Below are 18,762 nucleotides of genomic sequence, written 5' to 3'. Positions count from 1 at the left end.
GATGAAGAAACTGATGCCCATATTTCTATTATTGCTCTCCCTTACCGGAACGGCACAGAACGATGCGCTTTTCAGCAGGGCTACAGAGGCCTATAATGAAGGTGATTATGAGAAGGCCTCCGAGGACTATCTCCGAATCTTGGAAAATGGCGCGCATTCGGCAGAGCTCTATTTTAACTTGGGGAATTCCTATTACAAAATGAACCAGATTGCGCCGAGCATCTATTATTATGAAAAGGCGCTGCTGCTAAAACCCAACGATAGCGAGATCAAAAATAATCTGAGGTTTGCCCAGAACATGACGCTTGATGCGATAGAGGAGCTCCCAGAATCCAGTATTTCCAAAATTTATAAGGGCATTACAGGGTTTTTATCCTTTGAACAGTGGTCTTACCTGGCCGTAGGTCTCGTACTCCTCTTTGTGTTGGCCTATATCGCGTTCTACTTCCTTAGATATGCTACCCATAAAAGAATCGCCTTTATTACGAGCATGGCATCCATGATCCTGGCCGTTTTGTCCGTGTCCCTTGCCTATCTGCAATACAGGGATTTTGAAGCGGAACAGCCTGCCATTGTATTTCCCGAGGAAACCACGGTAAAATCCGAACCCAACAATCGGAGCCAGGAAGCCTTTAAACTGCACCAGGGCACCAAAGTATTTGTTTTGGACCAGCTTAACGATTGGAAAAAAATAGCCCTGAGCGATGGTAAGACCGGATGGATCCCTTCGAGCGACATAAAGTTGTTGAAGGATTTTTAAAATTTGTTTAACAGGCACTCCGGGTAATCCTTCTATCTTTGTGAAAAATCGATTTTGCCCATGTTCAGGTATTTCTCGCACTTACTTCTTTCCTTTCTGTTGGCAGGTTCTATTTTGATGCCCTCGGTGATTACCTTGTTAGATTTCGAGGCGAAGGTCCTGATGGTCATGGATTTTGGTGAGGAAGAGAACAAAAAAAAGGAAGGGAAAAAAGAGTATAGCGAGAAAGAGGTCTTTTTTCATTCCCATTTGGACCCGGCAAATTTTCTGGGCAAGGAAGGGGCGAATGCAATTACTTTTTACGCTTCGGGCTGCTCGGACTTTATCAGGGAGATCCACCTACCTCCGCCAGAACATATCATTTAGTTTCAGGTTATTCTTATTTATCATCTAACCGTCATCATATTCCTTATATGATGACACAACAACTATTGATATGTTTAAATATATTAAAAACGACTTGCCTGCAAGTATCGTTGTATTTTTTGTGGCATTACCGCTATGTCTCGGCATAGCACTTGCAAGTGGCGCGCCGCTCTTTTCGGGGCTGATCGCAGGTATCGTGGGCGGTATTGTCGTAGGAGCTTTGAGCGGCTCACAAATTGGAGTCAGTGGCCCTGCTGCCGGATTGGCTGCCATAGTGCTTACTGCTATAGCTGCCTTGGGCAGCTATGAAAACTTTTTATTGGCCGTTGTCCTGGGCGGTGCCATCCAAGTGCTGTTTGGTGTCCTCAAAGCAGGGATCATTGGATATTATTTCCCCTCTTCGGTCATAAAGGGTATGCTTACCGGAATAGGTATTATCATTATTTTAAAACAAATTCCGCATTTCTTCGGATATGATGCGGATCCTGAAGGCGATTTTGCCTTTTTCCAAGTAGATGGAGAGAACACCTTTTCGGAAATCATCAATTCCCTTAACTTTATAAGCCTTGGCTCCACCATTGTGGCATTTGTCGGTTTGGGTATCCTAGTGCTCTGGGATCGGGTGCTGACCAAAAAGGCAAAAATATTTCAATTGGTACAAGGGCCCTTGGTCGCCGTCATCTTTGGCATACTATTCTTTGTCTTCGCTCAAGACAATGCATCCCTGTCCATTTCCACTCAGCAATTGGTAAGTGTCCCCATCCCTGGTGATGCCGCATCCTTTTTTGCACAGTTCAGTCTTCCGAATTTCTCCGAAATCGGAAATCCCCAAATATGGATCACGGCATTTACCATTGCCCTGGTGGCCAGCTTAGAGACCTTGCTCTGTGTTGAAGCTACGGACAAACTGGATCCAAGAAAACGGGTTACCCCAACCAATAGGGAGCTGCTGGCGCAAGGTACCGGCAATATGATTTCGGGAATGATAGGCGGCCTGCCCATTACCCAGGTCATCGTAAGAAGCTCTGCCAACATACAATCTGGTGGAAGGACCAAAATGTCTGCCATAATCCATGGTTTTTTTCTGCTCACTTCGATCATCCTAATTCCAAAACTATTGAACATGATTCCCCTTTCTGTTTTGGCGGCGGTGTTGTTCATTGTAGGATACAAACTGGCCAAACCAGCCTTGTTTAAGAAGATGTACCAACTGGGGTGGAAACAGTCTATCCCCTTTACGGTTACCGTTCTAGGTATTATCTTCACTGATTTGCTTATCGGAATCGGACTTGGCCTGGCCGTGGGCATCGTGGTTATTCTCATAAAGAGCTATCAAAATTCCCATTTCTTGCATATCGAGGATAAAAGCAATGGAAAGCATAGGATCAAAATGACCTTGGCCGAGGAAGTTACCTTCTTCAACAAGGGTGCCATCTTAAAGGAACTGGATAGTTTACCTGAAAATACCTATCTTGAGCTGGATGTTAGAAAGACCCGGTTTCTGGACAATGACATCGTGGAAATCCTGGAGGATTTTACCGAAAAAGCACGGAATCGACATATCGATATCAAACTTATTTCGGAACGTGGGGAAATCGAAAACCCCGATAGTTATTTAGAATTTTTTGAACTAAGATCAAAATCAGCATAAAAAAAATACGATGAAAGCACAAACAAAAGAAACGCAGGCGGCCTTGACTCCCTCGGCCGCCCTAGACTTATTGAAAGAGGGAAATCTGAGATTTCAAGAGAACAACCCTATTAACAGGGACCTATTGGAACAGGTAAGCGATACGGTCTCCGGACAGTATCCCTTTGCCACCATCTTGGGTTGTATCGATTCAAGGGTATCTGCAGAATTGGTCTTTGACCAAGGTGTCGGGGATATCTTCAGTGCCCGTGTGGCAGGGAATATTGTGAACGAGGACATTTTGGGAAGCATGGAGTTTGCCTGTAAGTTGGCGGGCACCAAAGTGGTCGTGGTCCTTGGCCATACGAGCTGTGGAGCAGTAAAGGGGGCCTGTGATGATGCCAAGTTGGGTAACCTGACCGCTCTGGTCTCCAAGATAAGGCCCGCAGTTGAAGCGGTTAAAGAGCCCAGGGAAGCTCAGGAGCGTACCTCAAAAAATACAGGCTTTGTCAATGATGTTGCCGTGACCAATGTGAACCTTACCCTTCAAAATATCCGTGAACAAAGTCCGGTATTGAAGGAAATGGAAGACCAGGGTGAAATACGGATCCTTGGGGCCATGTACGATATAAGCAACGGAAAGGTGACCTTTTTGGATTAATCCCTGTTTTATAAAGACTGAGGCCGATATTTAACAGAATATTGGCCTCTTTTTTTTGAGTAAAAATGGTATCTTGGAACCATAAGTTACACAACTAAACGACTATGAAGAATCTTTTTTCCAACTTTAAGGGCGATCTTTTTGGCGGTGTTACCGCAGGAATCGTTGCCTTACCCTTGGCATTGGCCTTTGGTGTAAGCTCCGGCCTAGGTCCAAGTGCTGGACTTTACGGGGCTATTTTTATCAGTTTTTTTGCGGCCCTTTTTGGGGGCACCAATACACAAATCTCTGGGCCAACCGCCCCTATGACCGCAGTGAGCATGGTGGTCATAGCTGGGATCATAGCCATCAACGATGGGGATATAAACAAGGCTCTGCCCGTTATTTTAACCGTTTTCCTCCTGGCTGGGCTTATGCAAGTGGGGCTGGGTCTATTGGGATTGGGGAAATACATCAAATACATTCCCTACCCGGTGGTTTCCGGATTCATGACGGCGATCGGGGTTATCATATTGGTCACCCAGATTTTTCCGGCAGTGGGCTATTATCCCAAGGAGGACATTGCCCTGGTGGCCGAATTTAAGCCTGAAGCGGAAGAGCTGATCTTGGAAAACATATTACGTGACGAAGCTGGAGAAGGTATTCTTGTCCTAGAGGATTTTGAAGAGACCATTAAGCGCGCAGGGGAAACCTCCCAACAAGAAATCCTTGAAGAGGCCAAAACCCTGGCGGCCAAAGAAGCTTCCGGTGTTGTAGGCACTATAAAGGTGCTGCCCAGGGCATTGGAGAACATCAATTGGTTGGAACTCATCCTGGCCCTGGCCACGATCATCATCATTTATGGTTTTAAACGCATTACCACCACCATTCCCAGTACGCTGGTGGCCCTATTGATTGTCTCTGGGGTGGCCTATGGCTTTGGGTTTGCTTATAGGCCCATAGAAAAAATACCGGAAGGGCTTCCCATTCCCAATATGGAAATATTTACGGGATTTGACTTTTCTTCCCTCTCGCCCTACATCTTTACCGCCCTTACCTTGGCCTTGTTGGGGGCCATTGACTCCCTGCTCACCTCCGTAGTGGCCGATAATATGACCAAGACCAAGCACAAGCCCAACAAGGAGTTGGTTGGTCAGGGAATTGGCAATAGTGTTGCCGCTATCTTCGGGGGCATCCCTGGCGCCGGCGCCACCATAAGAACCGTGGTAAATATCAATGCCGGAGGCAAGACAAGGTTGTCCGGAATGCTGGCTGGAATCATGCTTTTGATCATTTTACTGGCCCTGGGGCCTATAGCGTCGCAAATTCCGGCCGCAGTGCTCGCGGGCATCTTGGTAACCGTAGGCATAGGTGTTATGGACTACAAGGGCTTAAAGGCCATTCCCAGTTTGCCCAGAGACCTAAAGGTGGGGCCCATAAAACTCAGTTCGGAGGTCATCGTGATGCTCATTGTGTTGGTACTGTCCTCGGTCTGGAACTTGGTGTATGCCGTGGGTATAGGTCTGGTCATCGCTTCGTTGATGTTCATGAAAAAAATGGGAGATCTTACCGCGGAACGGTCAGACGTTAAATCCCTACTCTTGGAAAAATCCTGGGCAGATGAGGCCAAATTTCCGAAGAGCCTTCAGGAGGAGGTATTCATCAAGCACATAAAAGGACCTTTATTTTTTGGGTCCACCAGTGATTTTCAGCAATTGGCCAAACAGATTCCGCCGTCGGCCAAAAGTGTTATCATCCGTATGGATAGAATGCAGTATATCGATCAATCGGGCTTATATGCCCTGGAGGATGTACTTGTAGATTTGGAAAGTCAGGGGATAAGTGTGCTACTGGTGGATGTTCTAAATCAGCCCAGGTACATGATGGAGCGTATCGATATTATTCCCGATCTGGTCTCCAAAGAACATATCTTTGACACCTTTGACGAATGCGTTGCATGGCTCAAGGAAACGATGGACGTACAACCGTCCCCGGTGGAGGTGTAAATAATTTCCCCGGACTCCCGTAAAAGTTTTAAATTTGTCGTTCTTAGTTTTTTATATGATCGACCAGTTAAAGGAGCACATTGTAGCGGTAGAAGGATTCACTTCCAGTAAGGCGGAGGAAATTGAAGCTTTCCGAATCAAGTATCTAGGCAAAAAGGGATTGCTGAACCATTTTTTTGCCGAATTCAAGAATGTTCCACCCGATCAAAAAAAGGAGTTTGGGCAGACCATCAATCTACTGAAGCATTCGGCTACGGAAAAGGTAAGTACCTTAAAGGAAGCACTGGAAGAACGGAAGGGTGAAAAAACCCAATATGGTGACCTTACGAGGCCGGGAGAACCCTTGGAACTTGGGGCCCGGCACCCTATATCCATCGTTAAGAACCAGATTATAGAGATCTTTTCCAGAATTGGCTTTAATGTGTCCGAGGGCCCCGAAATTGAGGATGACTGGCATAATTTTACTGCCTTGAACCTTCCGGAATACCATCCGGCCAGGGATATGCAGGATACCTTTTTCATCCAAACCGACCCTGATGTGCTCTTGCGCACGCACACCTCCTCGGTACAAGTGCGTTATATGGAAACGCACAAACCTCCTATCCGGACCATTTCTCCGGGAAGGGTATACCGAAATGAGGCCATTTCGGCCCGCTCACACTGTTTCTTTCACCAGGTAGAAGGCCTGTATATAGATACCGATGTGTCTTTTGCGGATTTAAAGCAGACCTTGCAATTTTTCACTACGGAGCTCTTCGGCAAATCTGAAATTCGCCTGCGGCCCTCTTACTTCCCCTTTACAGAACCCAGTGCCGAGGTCGATGTCTATTGGGGTCTTGAAACGGAAACGGACTATAAAATGACCAAGGGAACCGGATGGCTGGAGATTATGGGCTGTGGCATGGTAGATCCCAATGTGCTGGAAAATTGTGGCATAGATTCCAATAAATATTCTGGCTTTGCGTTTGGAATGGGTATAGACCGGATTGCTTTGCTCTTGCATCAAATCTCGGATATCCGGCTTTTGAGCGAGAATGATATCCGTTTCCTGGAGCAGTTCAGGAGCTCGTTTTAAACGATATGAGAAAAGATATTGAAATTCCCGTTGTCAAGGATGTTCACGTTGCCATTATCCACGAGTGGAACGACGAATTTCTTTCAAAGGATTGGAACGCCTACATCATAAATAATAGAGATTCCAAAATTGACATGGTCCTGATCGTATCCAAGGGGTACGATGGCGATCGGAAAACCTCAACCATGAGACATGGCATAGGGGTAGTCCAGGCAAAGTCCTACGAAAAAATAGAGCCCTTACAGGAAGACATTTTTGCCTTGAACAACGAGTTTTATGTCACCTTCTATGCCGATGATAAGCTCTATGAAAAAAAATATTTTTTCGAAAAAAATACGGTCAATCCCAACAATTTGATCCATATTCCCTTAATTGAAAAGGAAGGTATTTTGGCGCAATAGTCCGACTTTGGCGGTTTTTACAATTCCGCCATGGAGATTCTGCGGTACTCCCACCCTCTCTTGTTCTCCCTGGAATTTGAACTACCTCAAGGGAAAGCCTTTGCCCGCCCACCAAGGATGCATTTCAATGACCAACCGGCCGGCCTTTACCATCGGGTCCATATTCGCTAGGCTGTCGGCCATTTCCAAAGTGGGGGTGTTGTAGATGGTTATTCCCCGAATATCGCCATCGTCCCCAAAAGGACCCGAAATATCGGCATAGCCCTCTTCGTACATGCGTCCCAAATGTGCCAGGTGCAATGCCTGCAGGCTATCGGCCTGCTGCTTGTTCTGCGAACGTTTGGGCCCGCTTTTCAAAAAAGCGATAAAATACTGCTGCATCAGCACGGTGTCCTTGGTTTTCCCATCTACATAATCAAAGGTCTTATACCCCTTTTCGGTAAGCTCGGCCTTAAGCTGAGCCACGCTTTTTGCTTTGCTCGGCGTTGGTTGTGGCCTATCTTCCTTTTTTGTGGCCTGAGTACAGGCAACAGCAAATAATAGGGCCAAAAATACATACGGATATTTCATTTTTCCCAGTTTTTATACGGATGTTTACTCAATTGCGAGTTGTAATATTCCGGCATGCCGGTAACCTCCTTGCCCAACCAAGGCGGTCTCTTGAAAGGCTGGCGTTCCTCCTGCAACTCTATCTCGGCCACCACCAGGCCCTCATTTTCACCCAGAAACTCATCCACTTCAAAAACATGGTTTCCCAAGGGCACGATATACCTTGTTTTCTCGAGCACGCCGTCCTCACATAAGGCCAACAGGGCTTCGGCATCATCAACTCCAATTTTCCTTTCCCATTCAAAACGGGACGTCCCGGTGGGATTGGATTTCCCCTTTACCGTCAAAAAACCCGTTTCCCCCACAATCCGTACGCGTACCGTACGTTCCGGGTGGGTATTCAAAAACCCTTGCACAATCCGGTTCTTAGAACGCGCCTCCGCTCTATATGCCGTTGAATTTACTAAAAATTTGCGCTCTATCTCTATCATTTTCAAAGCGTCTTTTCCGCTATGGCCTTGATTTTATCCGAAGAAACCTTAGGGGATTCAAACCTATGGTTGGCTAGCCAAAGCATGGCCTTTGCAATGGTGGCTGGATGAATGGAACGGTATTTTTTTAAGGATCCCACAAAAATGGGGTTTAACGCCTTCATCACTCGTTTGGCCAACCACTCCCCGATACGTTTCTCATTTCGTTTTCCTCCTATTAGTGAAGGCTGAAGGATATATGTCTTGGCGAGTCCCAGTCCTAAAACGGCCTCCTCCATGCGGCCCTTGATCTGGTTGTAGAAAACGGCACTCTTTGCATTGGCGCCCAAGGCTGAGACCACCACAAAGGTTCCAATGCCATTTTGTTTGCACAGTTGGGCCGCCTGTACGGGAATGCCGTAATCTATTTGTTCGTAGCGATCCCGATCCGGGGTCTTTGCTTTGGTGGTCCCTATACAGCAAAACACCTCATCGCTTACAAAATCGGTTTGATAATGCTGCAACTCCAACATACTAACCAGGTATTCCTTTACTTTGGGGTGGGTATAACCTATACTGGACCTGGAAAACAGTTTTATGGTCCCGTAGCGCTGGTCCGCGATCAACAGTTCTACCAAAAGCCCTCCTGTAAGTCCAGTAGCTCCAAGCACAATTGCGGTTTTCAGTGCTTTCATCGGACTAATATATCGTTTAAATTTGTAATATGTCCTACGATTTTCCCTTGCGAAAGATAATACATGTAGACATGGATGCTTTTTATGCCTCCGTGGAACAACTGGATCGTCCGGAGCTTAGGGGGAAACCACTGGCCGTGGGAGGCGGTGAAAAAAGAGGCGTGGTCTCGGCAGCTAGTTATGAGGCCCGAAGGTTTGGTGTGCGAAGTGCCATGAGCGGGTATTTGGCCAAGCGAAACTGTCCCGACCTTGTTTTTGTGAAACCCCGCTTTGCACGTTACAAGGAAATTTCGCAACAGATCCGCCAAATTTTTTATGACTATACCGATTTGGTGGAACCGCTTTCCCTGGACGAGGCCTATTTGGACGTCACCGTCAACAAAAAAGGGAATCCCTCGGCCACGCTTGTCGCCACCGAAATCCGTAAACGCATCCTCGACGAGCTAGGACTTACGGCCTCTGCGGGAATTTCCATTAACAAATTCATCGCCAAGGTAGCCAGTGATTATAACAAACCCAACGGACAGAAAACGGTGAATCCGGAGGAGGTTGTCCCATTTTTAGAGGCATTGGAAATCCGGAAATTTTATGGGGTGGGCAAAGTAACGGCCGAGAAAATGTACAAGCTGGGTATTTTTAACGGTAAGGACCTCAAGGAAAAATCCCTGGACTATCTGGAAGACCACTTTGGCAAAAGCGGCTCCTTTTACTACAAGGTGGTACGTGGTATACACGAGAGTGCCGTAAAACCGCATCGAACACCAAAATCCGTAGGCGCGGAGCGTACATTCAGTGAAAATTTGAGCAGTGAGATCTTTATGTTGCAACGTTTGGAAAGTATCGCCACGGAACTTGAAAAACGATTGAAGAAATCCGGGATTGCCGGTAAAACCATTACGCTGAAAATTAAGTACAGCGATTTTACCCTGCAGACGCGAAGCAAAACATTGCCGTATTTTATTGCCGATAAAGATCTTATCCTGGAAATGGCAAAGGAATTGTTGTACCAAGAGGAACTGCAAAATTCCGTGCGGCTGCTGGGCATATCCCTGTCCAATCTAAACACCGAAAAAAAAGACCCCCCAAAAGAGGAAATGGTATCGGTGCAATTGAAGTTCGATTTTTGAACGCAGGGTTTCCCATAAGGCAGCGTTGAGCATATTTTTTATATAAAGTAGACAGACTTGTTCATTTTTTATATATTTGCTTCATGAAGCGCTCAGAAATCAGGCAACACATTGTGGAGACGGCATCGGAATTGTTCTATGCCAAGGGGTACAATGCAACGGGCATCAACGAAATCATTGCGGAAGCCGGTATAGCCAAGGCCACGCTATACCATCATTTTAGGTCCAAGGACGCTATCTGTATTGCCTATTTGAAGCACAAACACCACCATTTCATGCATGCGCTCACCGACTTCATCCGGGCGCTGCCCAAGGGCAAAGGGAGAATATTGGGCGTGTTTGATTTTCTAAGCGAGTTTTATAGGGAGCCTAATTTTAGTGGGTGCTGGTGCATAAGGACGGTTGCCGAAATTCCTGCTGACGAGCTCCAGATCAGGACCGAAATCCAACAACAAAAAAAAGAACTGCTCACTTTTTTAAGGGAGGTAATCCTGGACAACCATACCGATGTTTCAAAAAGAGCCGCCAAAGAGCTGGCCCACAGCCTGTACCTTTTATACGAGGGTGCGGTAAGCGAAAGCCATTTACACCAAAACGATTGGCCCATTAAGTCGGCCAAAAATATCGGTGCCCAATTGATTTCTTAAAAAAATTTAATCTAAAAAAGACAGACTTGTCTGTCCATTATTAATTTAAACTCAATACAATGTCAAATTTTCAAAAGAAAACAGCCATCGTCGTCGGCGGTACCAGTGGTATCGGCGAGGCGGTAACACAATCCCTGCTAGATGCAGGAGCAACGGTACACGTAGTGGGCCGCACTGCAGACAAACTCCAGAACATAGCCGGTGTTGTCCCCCACAAGGTGGACATTGGCAATGAAACGCAAGTAGACGGACTGGTATCCGAAATTGGACAAATGGAGCGGGTGGATTACCTGGTAAACGCTTCGGGCATATTTGCCCCCAAACCCTTTTTGGACCACAGCCGTCAGGATTACGATTCGTATCTGAACCTTAACAAAGGTTTCTTTTTTACGACCCAGGCCGTAGCCAAAAAAATGAAGGAAAGCGGTGGTGGCTCCATTGTAAATGTGGGATCTATGTGGGCCAAACAATCCGTAAAGGCCACCCCGTCATCGGCCTATTCTATGCAAAAGGCAGGCCTGCACAGCCTTACCCAACACTTGGCCATGGAATTGGGCGATGCCAATATTCGTGTAAATGCGGTTTCCCCGGCAGTGGTACAAACCCCGGTCTACGATTCGGTCTTTGGAGGACGTTCAGAGGCCAATAAGGCCCTGGAGGGTTTTCATGGTTTTCACCCCATTGGAAGAAATGGCACCGCTGAAGATGTTGCAGAGGTCATCTCCTTCTTACTTTCCGATAAGGCCTCCTGGGTCACCGGGGCCGTATGGGATACGGATGGCGGGGTCATGGCCGGTAGAAACTAAGGGTAGCGAACACATTAAAAAGCCCCGAAAGTTCTAGAACTTTCGGGGCTTTCATTTTCTCGGTCTCTTCTACTTATTTCACAATTAGGGTATTATCAGTAGATGTTGGGTTCAGGGGACAAAAATATATGTACTCTCCTTTTTCCAAGGTGGTGGGTTTGGACGTTTGGGTCGCACCCGTGGCCACTGGTTTGGTCACATAGGCCGTTTGAATGTGGTTCTCAGGCTTGCTCACATCTTTTCCCTTTTCCACCAAAACAAAACCTACGTCATGTCCTACGGCATTGTTGGTAATCTCAAAAACATAGGTTCCAGCGGAAACCGTTAGTTGTTTCTGGGTAAACTGCCCAGGTGTTTGCTCCAAGGCGATTACCTTGGACGTTTCCTTCATCGCTTTCTCTTGGGCCGCCATGTTGAAGGATACGCCCAAGGCCAATACCAATACTGCTATTACTTTTTTCATTTTTGTTGTTTTAATTATGATTTATTTAGTTTACTTATGCTTCTATGGCGTTCAAAGGTTGTGCTACCGGAAAGTCTACGGGGACTTTCGTGGTTTTGTGCAAATAGTTGGAAATGGTCTTGTCACCAACAAGTACTATAGTATCCACAAGATTTTCTTTGGTCCAACCTGCATTGAAGAAGTTTTCCAAGACAGCGTCATCTGCAGCGCCCCTGTTTTCGGTCAGGTTCTTGGCCAACCGGGCCAAAGCATCCAATTTGTTGTCAAAGGAGGCGTTTCCATCCCTGAGTTCCAAAATTTGCTCCTCGGTAAAACCGTTCATTTTTCCTATCGCCGTATGGGCAGACAAACAATAGATACAATTGTTCACCTCGCTAACCGCTAAGTTGACCACTTCCTTTTCCTTGGCCTTCAAGGATGTTTTTGCATTTTGAAGTGTCAGGTAGTTGGCCAATGCATTTTCCGAATGCGCATAGGTGGCAAAAAGGTTGGGAACAAAGCCCACAGCTTTTTGAAGGTTGTCAAAAATTGCCTGATTGTCGGCGCTCACTTCTTCTCTCTTAGGTACATTAAATGTGCTCATAGTTTTAAATTTTTGTTTGCCCCATTTAGGGCGATTAATACACTGTTATATTTATGGTCTTTTAGAATTGAACAAATGGTTTTTCCGCATCACAATAAAAATCGTGATTGTCCTCCTCAGCACAGTTGGTCTTAGGACTTATCGTATGCACCACGGGTTCGTTGACCCGGTGGTTATTTGCTATTAAATTCAATACAGCTTGCAGTTTCATCCTTCACTAATTTTAAATTACAGGGCAAAGATGCGGCACTTTGCCATCTAGATGTTATGAAGGATTGCCCGAGTGCTTGTAGAAATTTCCCTTTAGGGAGTAATTAGGGCGGACTCCCTATACTGGGTGGGTGAGAAATTGGTCATTTTCTTAAAAAAACGACTAAAATGGGCCGGGTCATTGAACCCGAGTTCGTAAGCGATTTCCTGATTTTGTTTATCCGTAAAATTCATCAGTCTTTTCGCTTCCAAAGCCAGGCGTTCCAGGATGATTTGTTGTGGGGATTTTTGATTGTACATGGCAAAAAGGTTCGATAGTGTCTTGGGCGATTTAAAAAGCATCTCCGCATAGTCGCTTACCTTGCGCTTGCGCTTGTAATGCAGGTCTACCAAGACATTAAACTTTCGAATCACATCAATTTGTTCGTTATCCAGTTTTTTTACGATCAGTTGTTCCTTGGCCAGGCGGGTACAGATGATGATAAGCCGCTTCAACAACATCTGAAGCATATCGCCCTGAATTTTATCGGGGGTACTAAACTCATCCTCGAATACCTCGTACAAGGTGTTGAACTTCCTGAGTTGCTCCTTGGGTATACTTATAATGGGAACATCCTGTGTTCCAAAAAACAAGATCCCGTTGCAGGATACCTCACTGTCGTGGTCCGAGATACAATAAAACTCCCTGTTGAACAGAAAAGCGGTAAGCGGCCCCTGCTCCTTGTCATACGATACGTGTTGAAGATAGGTGGTGGTGACCAATTGGTCCGGGAGTAGCTCCATGCGTATGCCATCAATTTGAAAAAACACGGATTCCCTATTTCTGTTCCATAAAAATTTAATGGTCCCTGCGGTCGTTGAAAAGTAACCTTCGTCCTTTACTATATCATCGGTCAATCCAAAAATGGAGCCGAGCTTTGGGTCGTGAAATTCAAACTTCATAGGACGGAAATTTACGTAAATATGGCATTATATTGAAAGATTTTAATCGGGCTACCTCAATTTTTGGGCATCAAGTCCATAATAGTACTATCTCAGTCCTCTTTTTTTGTTTATGCTTACATAGGGTCCAACCCGATATCAGGTCCTTATCCTCAAACAAAATTGTTAATCTTTTCCTCAAATTTTCATAGCTCAAAACCTTTTGCTAGTATTGATTTCGAAATTAGAAAGGTGCCAAAGTGAGTTGGAGGCCCTTCTTTTGGGATAGGCCCTGTGTTTAACAAGCATAGGTTTTACACTTTAAAATTTTCAGATGGACGAAATAAAAGCCTATGATGAAGCGGCCAATACGTTTTACAGATCCAGGAACATAACCGCACTCCCCTTGGTTTCATGGGACCTGTTTGGTCCTTATTTCAACAAGCTTTGCAAGGACGCCAAGGACATCTGCGGGCTAAACCGCTTGGCCCAAGACAATCAATGGTCCTATACCGGCAAATTTGATCGGGCTTTGACAGAAAAGGAACACGTAATTGTGGTCACCGATGTGGAATTGAACATCGTGTATGCCACACACAATATATCCAAAATGAACGGCTACCCCCAAGCGGAGATTATGGGCAAGAAACCAAAGATGTTCCAGGGCAAGGATACCTGTAAGGACACGGCGCGTTACATTTCCAAGGCGGTGCGAAACAAACTTCCCTTTGAGGCCACCTTGTTAAACTACCGCAAAAACGGTGAACCATATAACTGCTGGATAAAGGGCGAACCTATATTTGATGGAAAGGGAAAGCTGGTAAATTTCATCGCCTATGAAAGAGAAGTGGCCTAAACACATAGGCCCATAAAGCAAAGGTCCCGATCAGGGCATACCTATAGGGACTTTTTTGTGTCACTTCCTTTGGGTTTTAGAAATTGCAGGTTTCGATCTCGGTAACCCGTAGCGTATTTACCATACCCTTGTCTTTTATCGGCATGGCGGCCAAGCTTATGAGCATATCGCCCGCATCCAAAAATCCTTTTTGGCATGCAATTTTATTCACATCCTCTATGGTCTCATCGGTAGAAACGTATCGGTCATAATAAAAGGCCTTCACGCCCCACAACAGGTTCAACTGGGTAAGTATCCTCTTGTTAGAGGTAAAGACCAAGATATGTGCACTAGGTCTCCAAGCCGAAATTTGAAAAGCCGTATACCCACTGTTGGTCAGGGTCGAAATGGCTTTGGCCTTAATTTCATTGGCCATGATCGCTGCATGGTAACAAACCGATTTGGTGATATAACGTTTGGTCCTGATATGGGGCGGGTCATGGGGAACCTGTATAAGTTCCGATCCTTCTACGCTTTGTAGAATACTCGCCATTTTTTCGATTACCTGAACCGGATAGTTCCCTACCGAGGTCTCCCCGGAAAGCATTACGGCATCGGCCCCATCCATGACTGAATTGGCCACATCGTTTACCTCGGCGCGTGTTGGGGTAAGACTGGTAATCATTGTTTCCATCATTTGCGTGGCAATAATCACTGGGATCCTGGCCTTTTTTGCACGTAGCACCAATTGTTTTTGTATCAGGGGAACTTCCTGGGCCGGCACCTCTACCCCCAGGTCGCCCCTGGCCACCATGAGTCCGTCGCAATAGGCCACAATCTTATCTATATTCTCAACGGCCTCGGGTTTTTCGATCTTGGCGACGATAGGAATTTTTTGGTCGGAATGTTCTTTGATGATATTCTGTAGATCGATCAGATCCTGGCTGTAGCGCACAAAGGAAAGCGCTATCCAATCCACATTTTGCGAGATGGCGAAAATGGCATCCTTGATGTCCTTTTCGGTAAGGGCCGGGAGCGAAATATTGGTGTTGGGTAAATTAACCCCCTTTTTGGATTTTAGGGGACCCCCTTGCACTACTTTTGCTTTTACCTCATCCTTTTTATTGGTGTTTAACACTTCGAATATCAACTTTCCGTCGTCCAGCAAGATCCGTTCCCCAGGATTTACATCTTGAGGGAAACTGGCATAATTCATATACACTTTTTCCGCATCGCCCTCAAAGGGTTTGCCGGTTACAAAGGTAATCTCATCGCCGGGAGCCACCACAACCTCACCGGCCATCACACCAACCCGAAGTTTGGGGCCCTGTAAATCTGCTAGTATGGAGGTATTGGTGCTCAATTCTTCGTTGAGCTCACGGATGAGGCCGATACGCTCGATAACGTCCTCATAATCGGCATGGGAAAAATTTATTCGAAAGACATCTACGCCTGCCTCGATCATACTCTTAAGCACTTCCTTCTTGCTGGTAGCCGGTCCTAGGGTGGCTACTATCTTGGTCTTTTTCTTGCTTGGCATTCTTTTAAAAGATTAAATTGTTTTTGGATTTCAACATATTGGCCTCAATGGTATATGCCGTTACTACCCTGGGTATTGAAAGGATAGACCGTACAAGCTCGTCATCCATATCCGAATCGTCCCGTTCTATTTTTAAGAAGTAATCCACATCTTTATGTTCCGGCACCAAATGGTGTAGGGTCAATGCAGGTTCATTCCTAAAGAGACCGCTTTGGTCCACTTGTTCCTCTGCGTTGCTGTTATTGGGAAGCAAGGTCCAGTACCGATCGTTTATCCTATCCCTCCATTCGAAAATGGGGAAAGAAATTTTTTGGGACAAATCCAAGTCTATTGCGGTCCTCGATAAATTCGATTTAAGGTACAGGTTAAGTGCATACGCCATGGCGTAATCCTCCAGACTACTGTGCAGGGCAATCAAAGCGAAGGAATCTTCGTAAAAGTCTCCTGAAATTTTGTGTATCGCCGCCATACCCACATATACGAATTGGTAAATATATAATTAATAAAGTAACTGGCCTAGTTAAGTATGGGGTTTGCGGGGGTTTTGATTTACGAAAACGTTGGAGTTGAACAATTTTTGTCTACGATTTATCCATTCGGTCCTGTAATGCGAAAAACGCCCTTTTGGAGGCCTTTTCCTCGGCCTTTTTTTTGGAGGTGGCCCTTGCCTTCGCCAAAACCTTATTTTCAATATAGAGTTTTACTGCAAAATGTTTTAAGGCATCGTTACCCGTGTCATCATAGACATCGTAGTGAAATGTCTTTTTCTGTTTTTGGCACCATTCAATGACCAAACTTTTATAACTGATGACCTGCCCCTCCAGTTGTTCTATATCCACATAGGGACCAATGACCCTCTCGTTTATGAATTTTTCGCAATAGCCATAACCTCGGTCCAGATAAATGGCCCCGATCAACGCTTCAAAGACATTGCCGTGAATGTTATCCCCAAAGTGGGATTTAGGTATACGGCTGTGGACGAACTTAATGAGGTTAAGGTCTTTTCCCAATTCGTTCAGATGCTTTCTACTTACAATCTTTGATCGCATCTTGGTAAGGTAGCCCTCATCTCCTGCAGGGACTTCATTGTACAAGTGTTTGGAAATAATGGTCCCGAGCATGGCGTCTCCCAAAAACTCCAGGCGTTCGTAGTTCATGGGTGTGCCGTGCTCGTCCCTTTTATTGGCCGATCGGTGCAAAAAAGCCTTTTTGTAGACCTTTAGATTTTTGGGTTTGAATCCTAGGATTTTTGTAATGCCCTCCAAAAAATCCCCATCTTCCTTTGAACGGGAATTGAATATATTGGAAGGAAACCCCATACTTTGATTTAACTGATTTTTTTGAACGCTACGCAGGCATTGTGGCCACCAAATCCAAAAGTATTGCTCATGGCAATCTTAACTTCCCTTTCTTGGGCCTTGTTCAGGGTTAGATTTAGCTTGGGATCAATATTCTCGTCTACCGTAGTATGGTTTATGGTGGGTGGCACCAAATTGTTTTCCATGGCCAAAATAGAGGCTATGGCCTCAATGGCCCCGGCAGCTCCCAGCAAATGTCCGGTCATGGATTTTGTAGAGTTAATATTGATATTTGGGGCATGCGCGCCGAACACTTTGGTAATCGCCTTTAGCTCCGCTACATCGCCCAAGGGTGTAGAAGTACCATGTGTATTTATGGTATCCACGTCCTCCGGTTTGATCCCGGCATCGTTCAAACAATTTTGCATAACACGTTCCACACCAATTCCTTCCGGATGCGGCGCTGTCATATGATAAGCATCACTGGAAAGTCCGCCACCGATCACCTCGGCGTATATCTTTGCCCCTCTGGCCACTGCATGCTCGTATTCCTCTAAAATTAGGGCTCCAGCTCCTTCTCCCAAGACAAAACCGTCCCTTGTGGCATCAAATGGCCGTGAAGCGGTCGCCGGGCTTTCGTTTCGCGTAGACAAGGCATGCATGGCGTTGAATCCTCCCATGCCAGCAATGGTCACTGCTGCCTCGCTTCCACCCGTAACCACTACGTCGCAATAGCCTAAACGGATGTAGTTCAGGGCATCGATCATGGCATTGGCCGAAGAGGCACATGCAGAAACGGTAGTATAGTTAGGACCCATAAACCCGTGTTTTATAGAAATATTGCCCGGGGCAATATCCGCTATCATCTTAGGGATAAAAAAGGGATTGAACCTTGGGGTACCATCCCCTTCGGCGTAGTTTAGCACTTCATTTTGAAAGGTTTCCAAGCCGCCTATCCCGGCACCCCAGACCACGCCAACCCGGAATTTATCGATTGCGTCCAAGTCCAATTTGGAATCGGCTATGGCCTCGTCCGAAGAAATAAGGGCGTATTGTGCAAACCTATCCAATTTCCGCGCCTCCTTCCGGTCAAAAAAATCTGCTGAATTGTAATTTTTTAGTTCACAAGCAAATTTAGTCTTGAATTTTTCGGTATCGTAATAGGTAATGGGTGCTGAACCGCTCTTACCGTTTTTTAATCCATCCCAATACTCCTCGATATTGTTACCTATGGGGGTCAAGGCCCCCAATCCAGTAACCACAACTCGCTTTAATTGCATTGAACCAAATTTTTGTTTTGTTCTAAGTCTAGTGAAATTAAAAAAAATTATCCATGCGGCATGATTACCACATGGATATTTTTAATCTTGTCCAAGTATCATGAAATTACTTCGCTTCCTCTATATAACTTATAGCTTGGCCAACTGTTGCAATGTTCTCAGCTTGATCGTCGGGGATTTGGATATCGAATTCCTTTTCGAATTCCATTATCAACTCTACTGTATCCAAGGAGTCTGCCCCTAGGTCGTTGGTAAAGCTAGCCTCGGCTACAACTTCGTTCTCATCAACACCTAACTTATCAACGATGATAGCTTTTACTCGTGATGCAATGTCTGACATAATAATTTTGGTTTTAAAAATTTAAATCGTTGGCAAAAATAAAAAACTTTGGTGTAATAACACTATTTGTCGTTAAAATGTACGGTAATTTAAGAAATTTAAGCGCAGGAGTATTACTTT

General features: G+C 45.5%; 23 protein-coding genes. 11 read left to right on the top strand and 12 right to left on the bottom strand.

Annotated features, from left to right (window positions below; translation table 11 throughout):
- The first annotated feature begins 1 nt into the window (after position 1).
- The 7 genes from ACRD67_RS15795 to ACRD67_RS15765 all read left to right on the top strand — a co-directional run bounded on the left by ACRD67_RS15795 (position 2) and on the right by ACRD67_RS15765 (position 6,878).
- A complete protein-coding gene (locus ACRD67_RS15795; protein WP_430968191.1) occupies positions 2 to 760 on the top strand; it encodes an SH3 domain-containing protein in 759 nt (252 codons plus the stop codon).
- 60 nt (positions 761 to 820) lie between these two features.
- Positions 821 to 1,126, top strand: a complete 306-nt coding sequence (locus ACRD67_RS15790) for a hypothetical protein (RefSeq protein ID WP_430968190.1) — start codon at positions 821 to 823, stop codon at positions 1,124 to 1,126.
- 70 nt (positions 1,127 to 1,196) lie between these two features.
- Positions 1,197 to 2,777 (top strand): SulP family inorganic anion transporter, encoded by a 1,581-nt coding sequence (locus ACRD67_RS15785; RefSeq protein WP_430968189.1) that lies wholly within the window; start codon positions 1,197 to 1,199, stop codon positions 2,775 to 2,777.
- Positions 2,778 to 2,787: 10 nt separating this feature from the next.
- Positions 2,788 to 3,417 (top strand): carbonic anhydrase family protein, encoded by a 630-nt coding sequence (locus ACRD67_RS15780; protein ID WP_430968188.1) that lies wholly within the window; start codon positions 2,788 to 2,790, stop codon positions 3,415 to 3,417.
- 104 nt (positions 3,418 to 3,521) lie between these two features.
- Positions 3,522 to 5,402 carry a SulP family inorganic anion transporter gene (locus ACRD67_RS15775; protein WP_430968187.1) on the top strand — a complete coding sequence of 627 codons (1,881 nt, stop codon included), beginning with the start codon at positions 3,522 to 3,524 and terminating at the stop codon, positions 5,400 to 5,402.
- A 55-nt stretch (positions 5,403 to 5,457) separates the two neighbouring features.
- Positions 5,458 to 6,477 carry a phenylalanine--tRNA ligase subunit alpha gene (gene pheS, locus ACRD67_RS15770; protein WP_430968186.1) on the top strand — a complete coding sequence of 340 codons (1,020 nt, stop codon included), beginning with the start codon at positions 5,458 to 5,460 and terminating at the stop codon, positions 6,475 to 6,477.
- Positions 6,478 to 6,482: 5 nt separating this feature from the next.
- A complete protein-coding gene (locus ACRD67_RS15765) occupies positions 6,483 to 6,878 on the top strand; it encodes a hypothetical protein (RefSeq protein WP_430968185.1) in 396 nt (131 codons plus the stop codon).
- Positions 6,879 to 6,959: 81 nt separating this feature from the next.
- Here ACRD67_RS15765 and ACRD67_RS15760 read toward each other — a convergent pair whose 3' ends face one another.
- Genes ACRD67_RS15760 through ACRD67_RS15750 form a run of 3 tightly spaced genes read right to left on the bottom strand, consistent with a single transcriptional unit; the run spans position 6,960 to position 8,592 of the window.
- Positions 6,960 to 7,448: a YciI family protein gene (locus tag ACRD67_RS15760; RefSeq protein WP_430968184.1), complete on the bottom strand. Its 489-nt coding sequence runs from the start codon at positions 7,446 to 7,448 to the stop codon at positions 6,960 to 6,962.
- On the bottom strand, positions 7,445 to 7,918 hold the full coding sequence (locus ACRD67_RS15755) for a CYTH domain-containing protein (RefSeq protein WP_430968183.1): 474 nt from the start codon (positions 7,916 to 7,918) through the stop codon (positions 7,445 to 7,447). The genes ACRD67_RS15760 and ACRD67_RS15755 overlap by 4 nt, the downstream gene beginning before the upstream one ends.
- 2 nt (positions 7,919 to 7,920) lie before the next feature.
- Entirely contained in the window at positions 7,921 to 8,592 is a 672-nt protein-coding gene (locus ACRD67_RS15750) for a Rossmann-fold NAD(P)-binding domain-containing protein (RefSeq protein WP_430968182.1), read from the bottom strand.
- 29 nt (positions 8,593 to 8,621) lie between these two features.
- Between ACRD67_RS15750 and dinB the strand changes: the two genes are divergently transcribed.
- The 3 genes from dinB (at position 8,622) to ACRD67_RS15735 (ending at position 11,172) form a co-directional block, all read left to right on the top strand.
- Positions 8,622 to 9,719, top strand: a complete 1,098-nt coding sequence (gene dinB, locus ACRD67_RS15745) for a DNA polymerase IV (RefSeq protein ID WP_430968181.1) — start codon at positions 8,622 to 8,624, stop codon at positions 9,717 to 9,719.
- Between the two features lie 83 nt (positions 9,720 to 9,802).
- Positions 9,803 to 10,366: a TetR/AcrR family transcriptional regulator gene (locus tag ACRD67_RS15740; protein WP_430968180.1), complete on the top strand. Its 564-nt coding sequence runs from the start codon at positions 9,803 to 9,805 to the stop codon at positions 10,364 to 10,366.
- Positions 10,367 to 10,425: 59 nt separating this feature from the next.
- Positions 10,426 to 11,172 (top strand): SDR family NAD(P)-dependent oxidoreductase, encoded by a 747-nt coding sequence (locus ACRD67_RS15735; RefSeq protein WP_430968179.1) that lies wholly within the window; start codon positions 10,426 to 10,428, stop codon positions 11,170 to 11,172.
- Between the two features lie 73 nt (positions 11,173 to 11,245).
- Here the strand turns inward: ACRD67_RS15735 and ACRD67_RS15730 are convergent, their stop codons facing one another.
- The 4 genes from ACRD67_RS15730 to ACRD67_RS15715 all read right to left on the bottom strand — a co-directional run bounded on the left by ACRD67_RS15730 (position 11,246) and on the right by ACRD67_RS15715 (position 13,370).
- Positions 11,246 to 11,635 carry a cupredoxin domain-containing protein gene (locus ACRD67_RS15730; protein ID WP_430968178.1) on the bottom strand — a complete coding sequence of 130 codons (390 nt, stop codon included), beginning with the start codon at positions 11,633 to 11,635 and terminating at the stop codon, positions 11,246 to 11,248.
- A gap of 34 nt (positions 11,636 to 11,669) precedes the next feature.
- A complete protein-coding gene (locus ACRD67_RS15725) occupies positions 11,670 to 12,218 on the bottom strand; it encodes a carboxymuconolactone decarboxylase family protein (RefSeq protein WP_430968177.1) in 549 nt (182 codons plus the stop codon).
- A gap of 61 nt (positions 12,219 to 12,279) precedes the next feature.
- The gene (locus ACRD67_RS15720) at positions 12,280 to 12,429 is read right to left on the bottom strand and encodes a hypothetical protein (protein ID WP_430968176.1); all 150 of its coding nucleotides are present in this window, start codon (positions 12,427 to 12,429) and stop codon (positions 12,280 to 12,282) included.
- Between the two features lie 92 nt (positions 12,430 to 12,521).
- Positions 12,522 to 13,370 (bottom strand): helix-turn-helix domain-containing protein, encoded by an 849-nt coding sequence (locus ACRD67_RS15715; protein WP_430968175.1) that lies wholly within the window; start codon positions 13,368 to 13,370, stop codon positions 12,522 to 12,524.
- Between the two features lie 313 nt (positions 13,371 to 13,683).
- Between ACRD67_RS15715 and ACRD67_RS15710 the strand changes: the two genes are divergently transcribed.
- On the top strand, positions 13,684 to 14,205 hold the full coding sequence (locus ACRD67_RS15710; protein ID WP_430968174.1) for a PAS domain-containing protein: 522 nt from the start codon (positions 13,684 to 13,686) through the stop codon (positions 14,203 to 14,205).
- A gap of 76 nt (positions 14,206 to 14,281) precedes the next feature.
- On the opposite strand, the gene pyk is transcribed toward ACRD67_RS15710, so the two are convergent.
- From pyk to ACRD67_RS15685, 5 genes are all read right to left on the bottom strand, one after another.
- Positions 14,282 to 15,724: a pyruvate kinase gene (gene pyk, locus ACRD67_RS15705; protein ID WP_430968173.1), complete on the bottom strand. Its 1,443-nt coding sequence runs from the start codon at positions 15,722 to 15,724 to the stop codon at positions 14,282 to 14,284.
- A 4-nt stretch (positions 15,725 to 15,728) separates the two neighbouring features.
- Positions 15,729 to 16,193, bottom strand: a complete 465-nt coding sequence (locus tag ACRD67_RS15700; RefSeq protein ID WP_430968172.1) for an IPExxxVDY family protein — start codon at positions 16,191 to 16,193, stop codon at positions 15,729 to 15,731.
- A gap of 112 nt (positions 16,194 to 16,305) precedes the next feature.
- Positions 16,306 to 17,043: a ribonuclease III gene (gene rnc, locus ACRD67_RS15695; protein WP_430968171.1), complete on the bottom strand. Its 738-nt coding sequence runs from the start codon at positions 17,041 to 17,043 to the stop codon at positions 16,306 to 16,308.
- Positions 17,044 to 17,051: 8 nt separating this feature from the next.
- Positions 17,052 to 18,302, bottom strand: a complete 1,251-nt coding sequence (fabF, locus tag ACRD67_RS15690; protein ID WP_430968170.1) for a beta-ketoacyl-ACP synthase II — start codon at positions 18,300 to 18,302, stop codon at positions 17,052 to 17,054.
- Positions 18,303 to 18,408: 106 nt separating this feature from the next.
- Complete coding sequence (locus ACRD67_RS15685; protein WP_009778413.1) at positions 18,409 to 18,642, bottom strand: acyl carrier protein; 234 nt, start codon at positions 18,640 to 18,642, stop codon at positions 18,409 to 18,411.
- Positions 18,643 to 18,762: the final 120 nt, after the last annotated feature.

The organism is Eudoraea algarum, from assembly GCF_050589645.1.
Lineage (GTDB): Bacteria > Bacteroidota > Bacteroidia > Flavobacteriales > Flavobacteriaceae > JBNGOQ01.
This window is presented reverse-complemented; position numbering and strand designations above follow the sequence as displayed.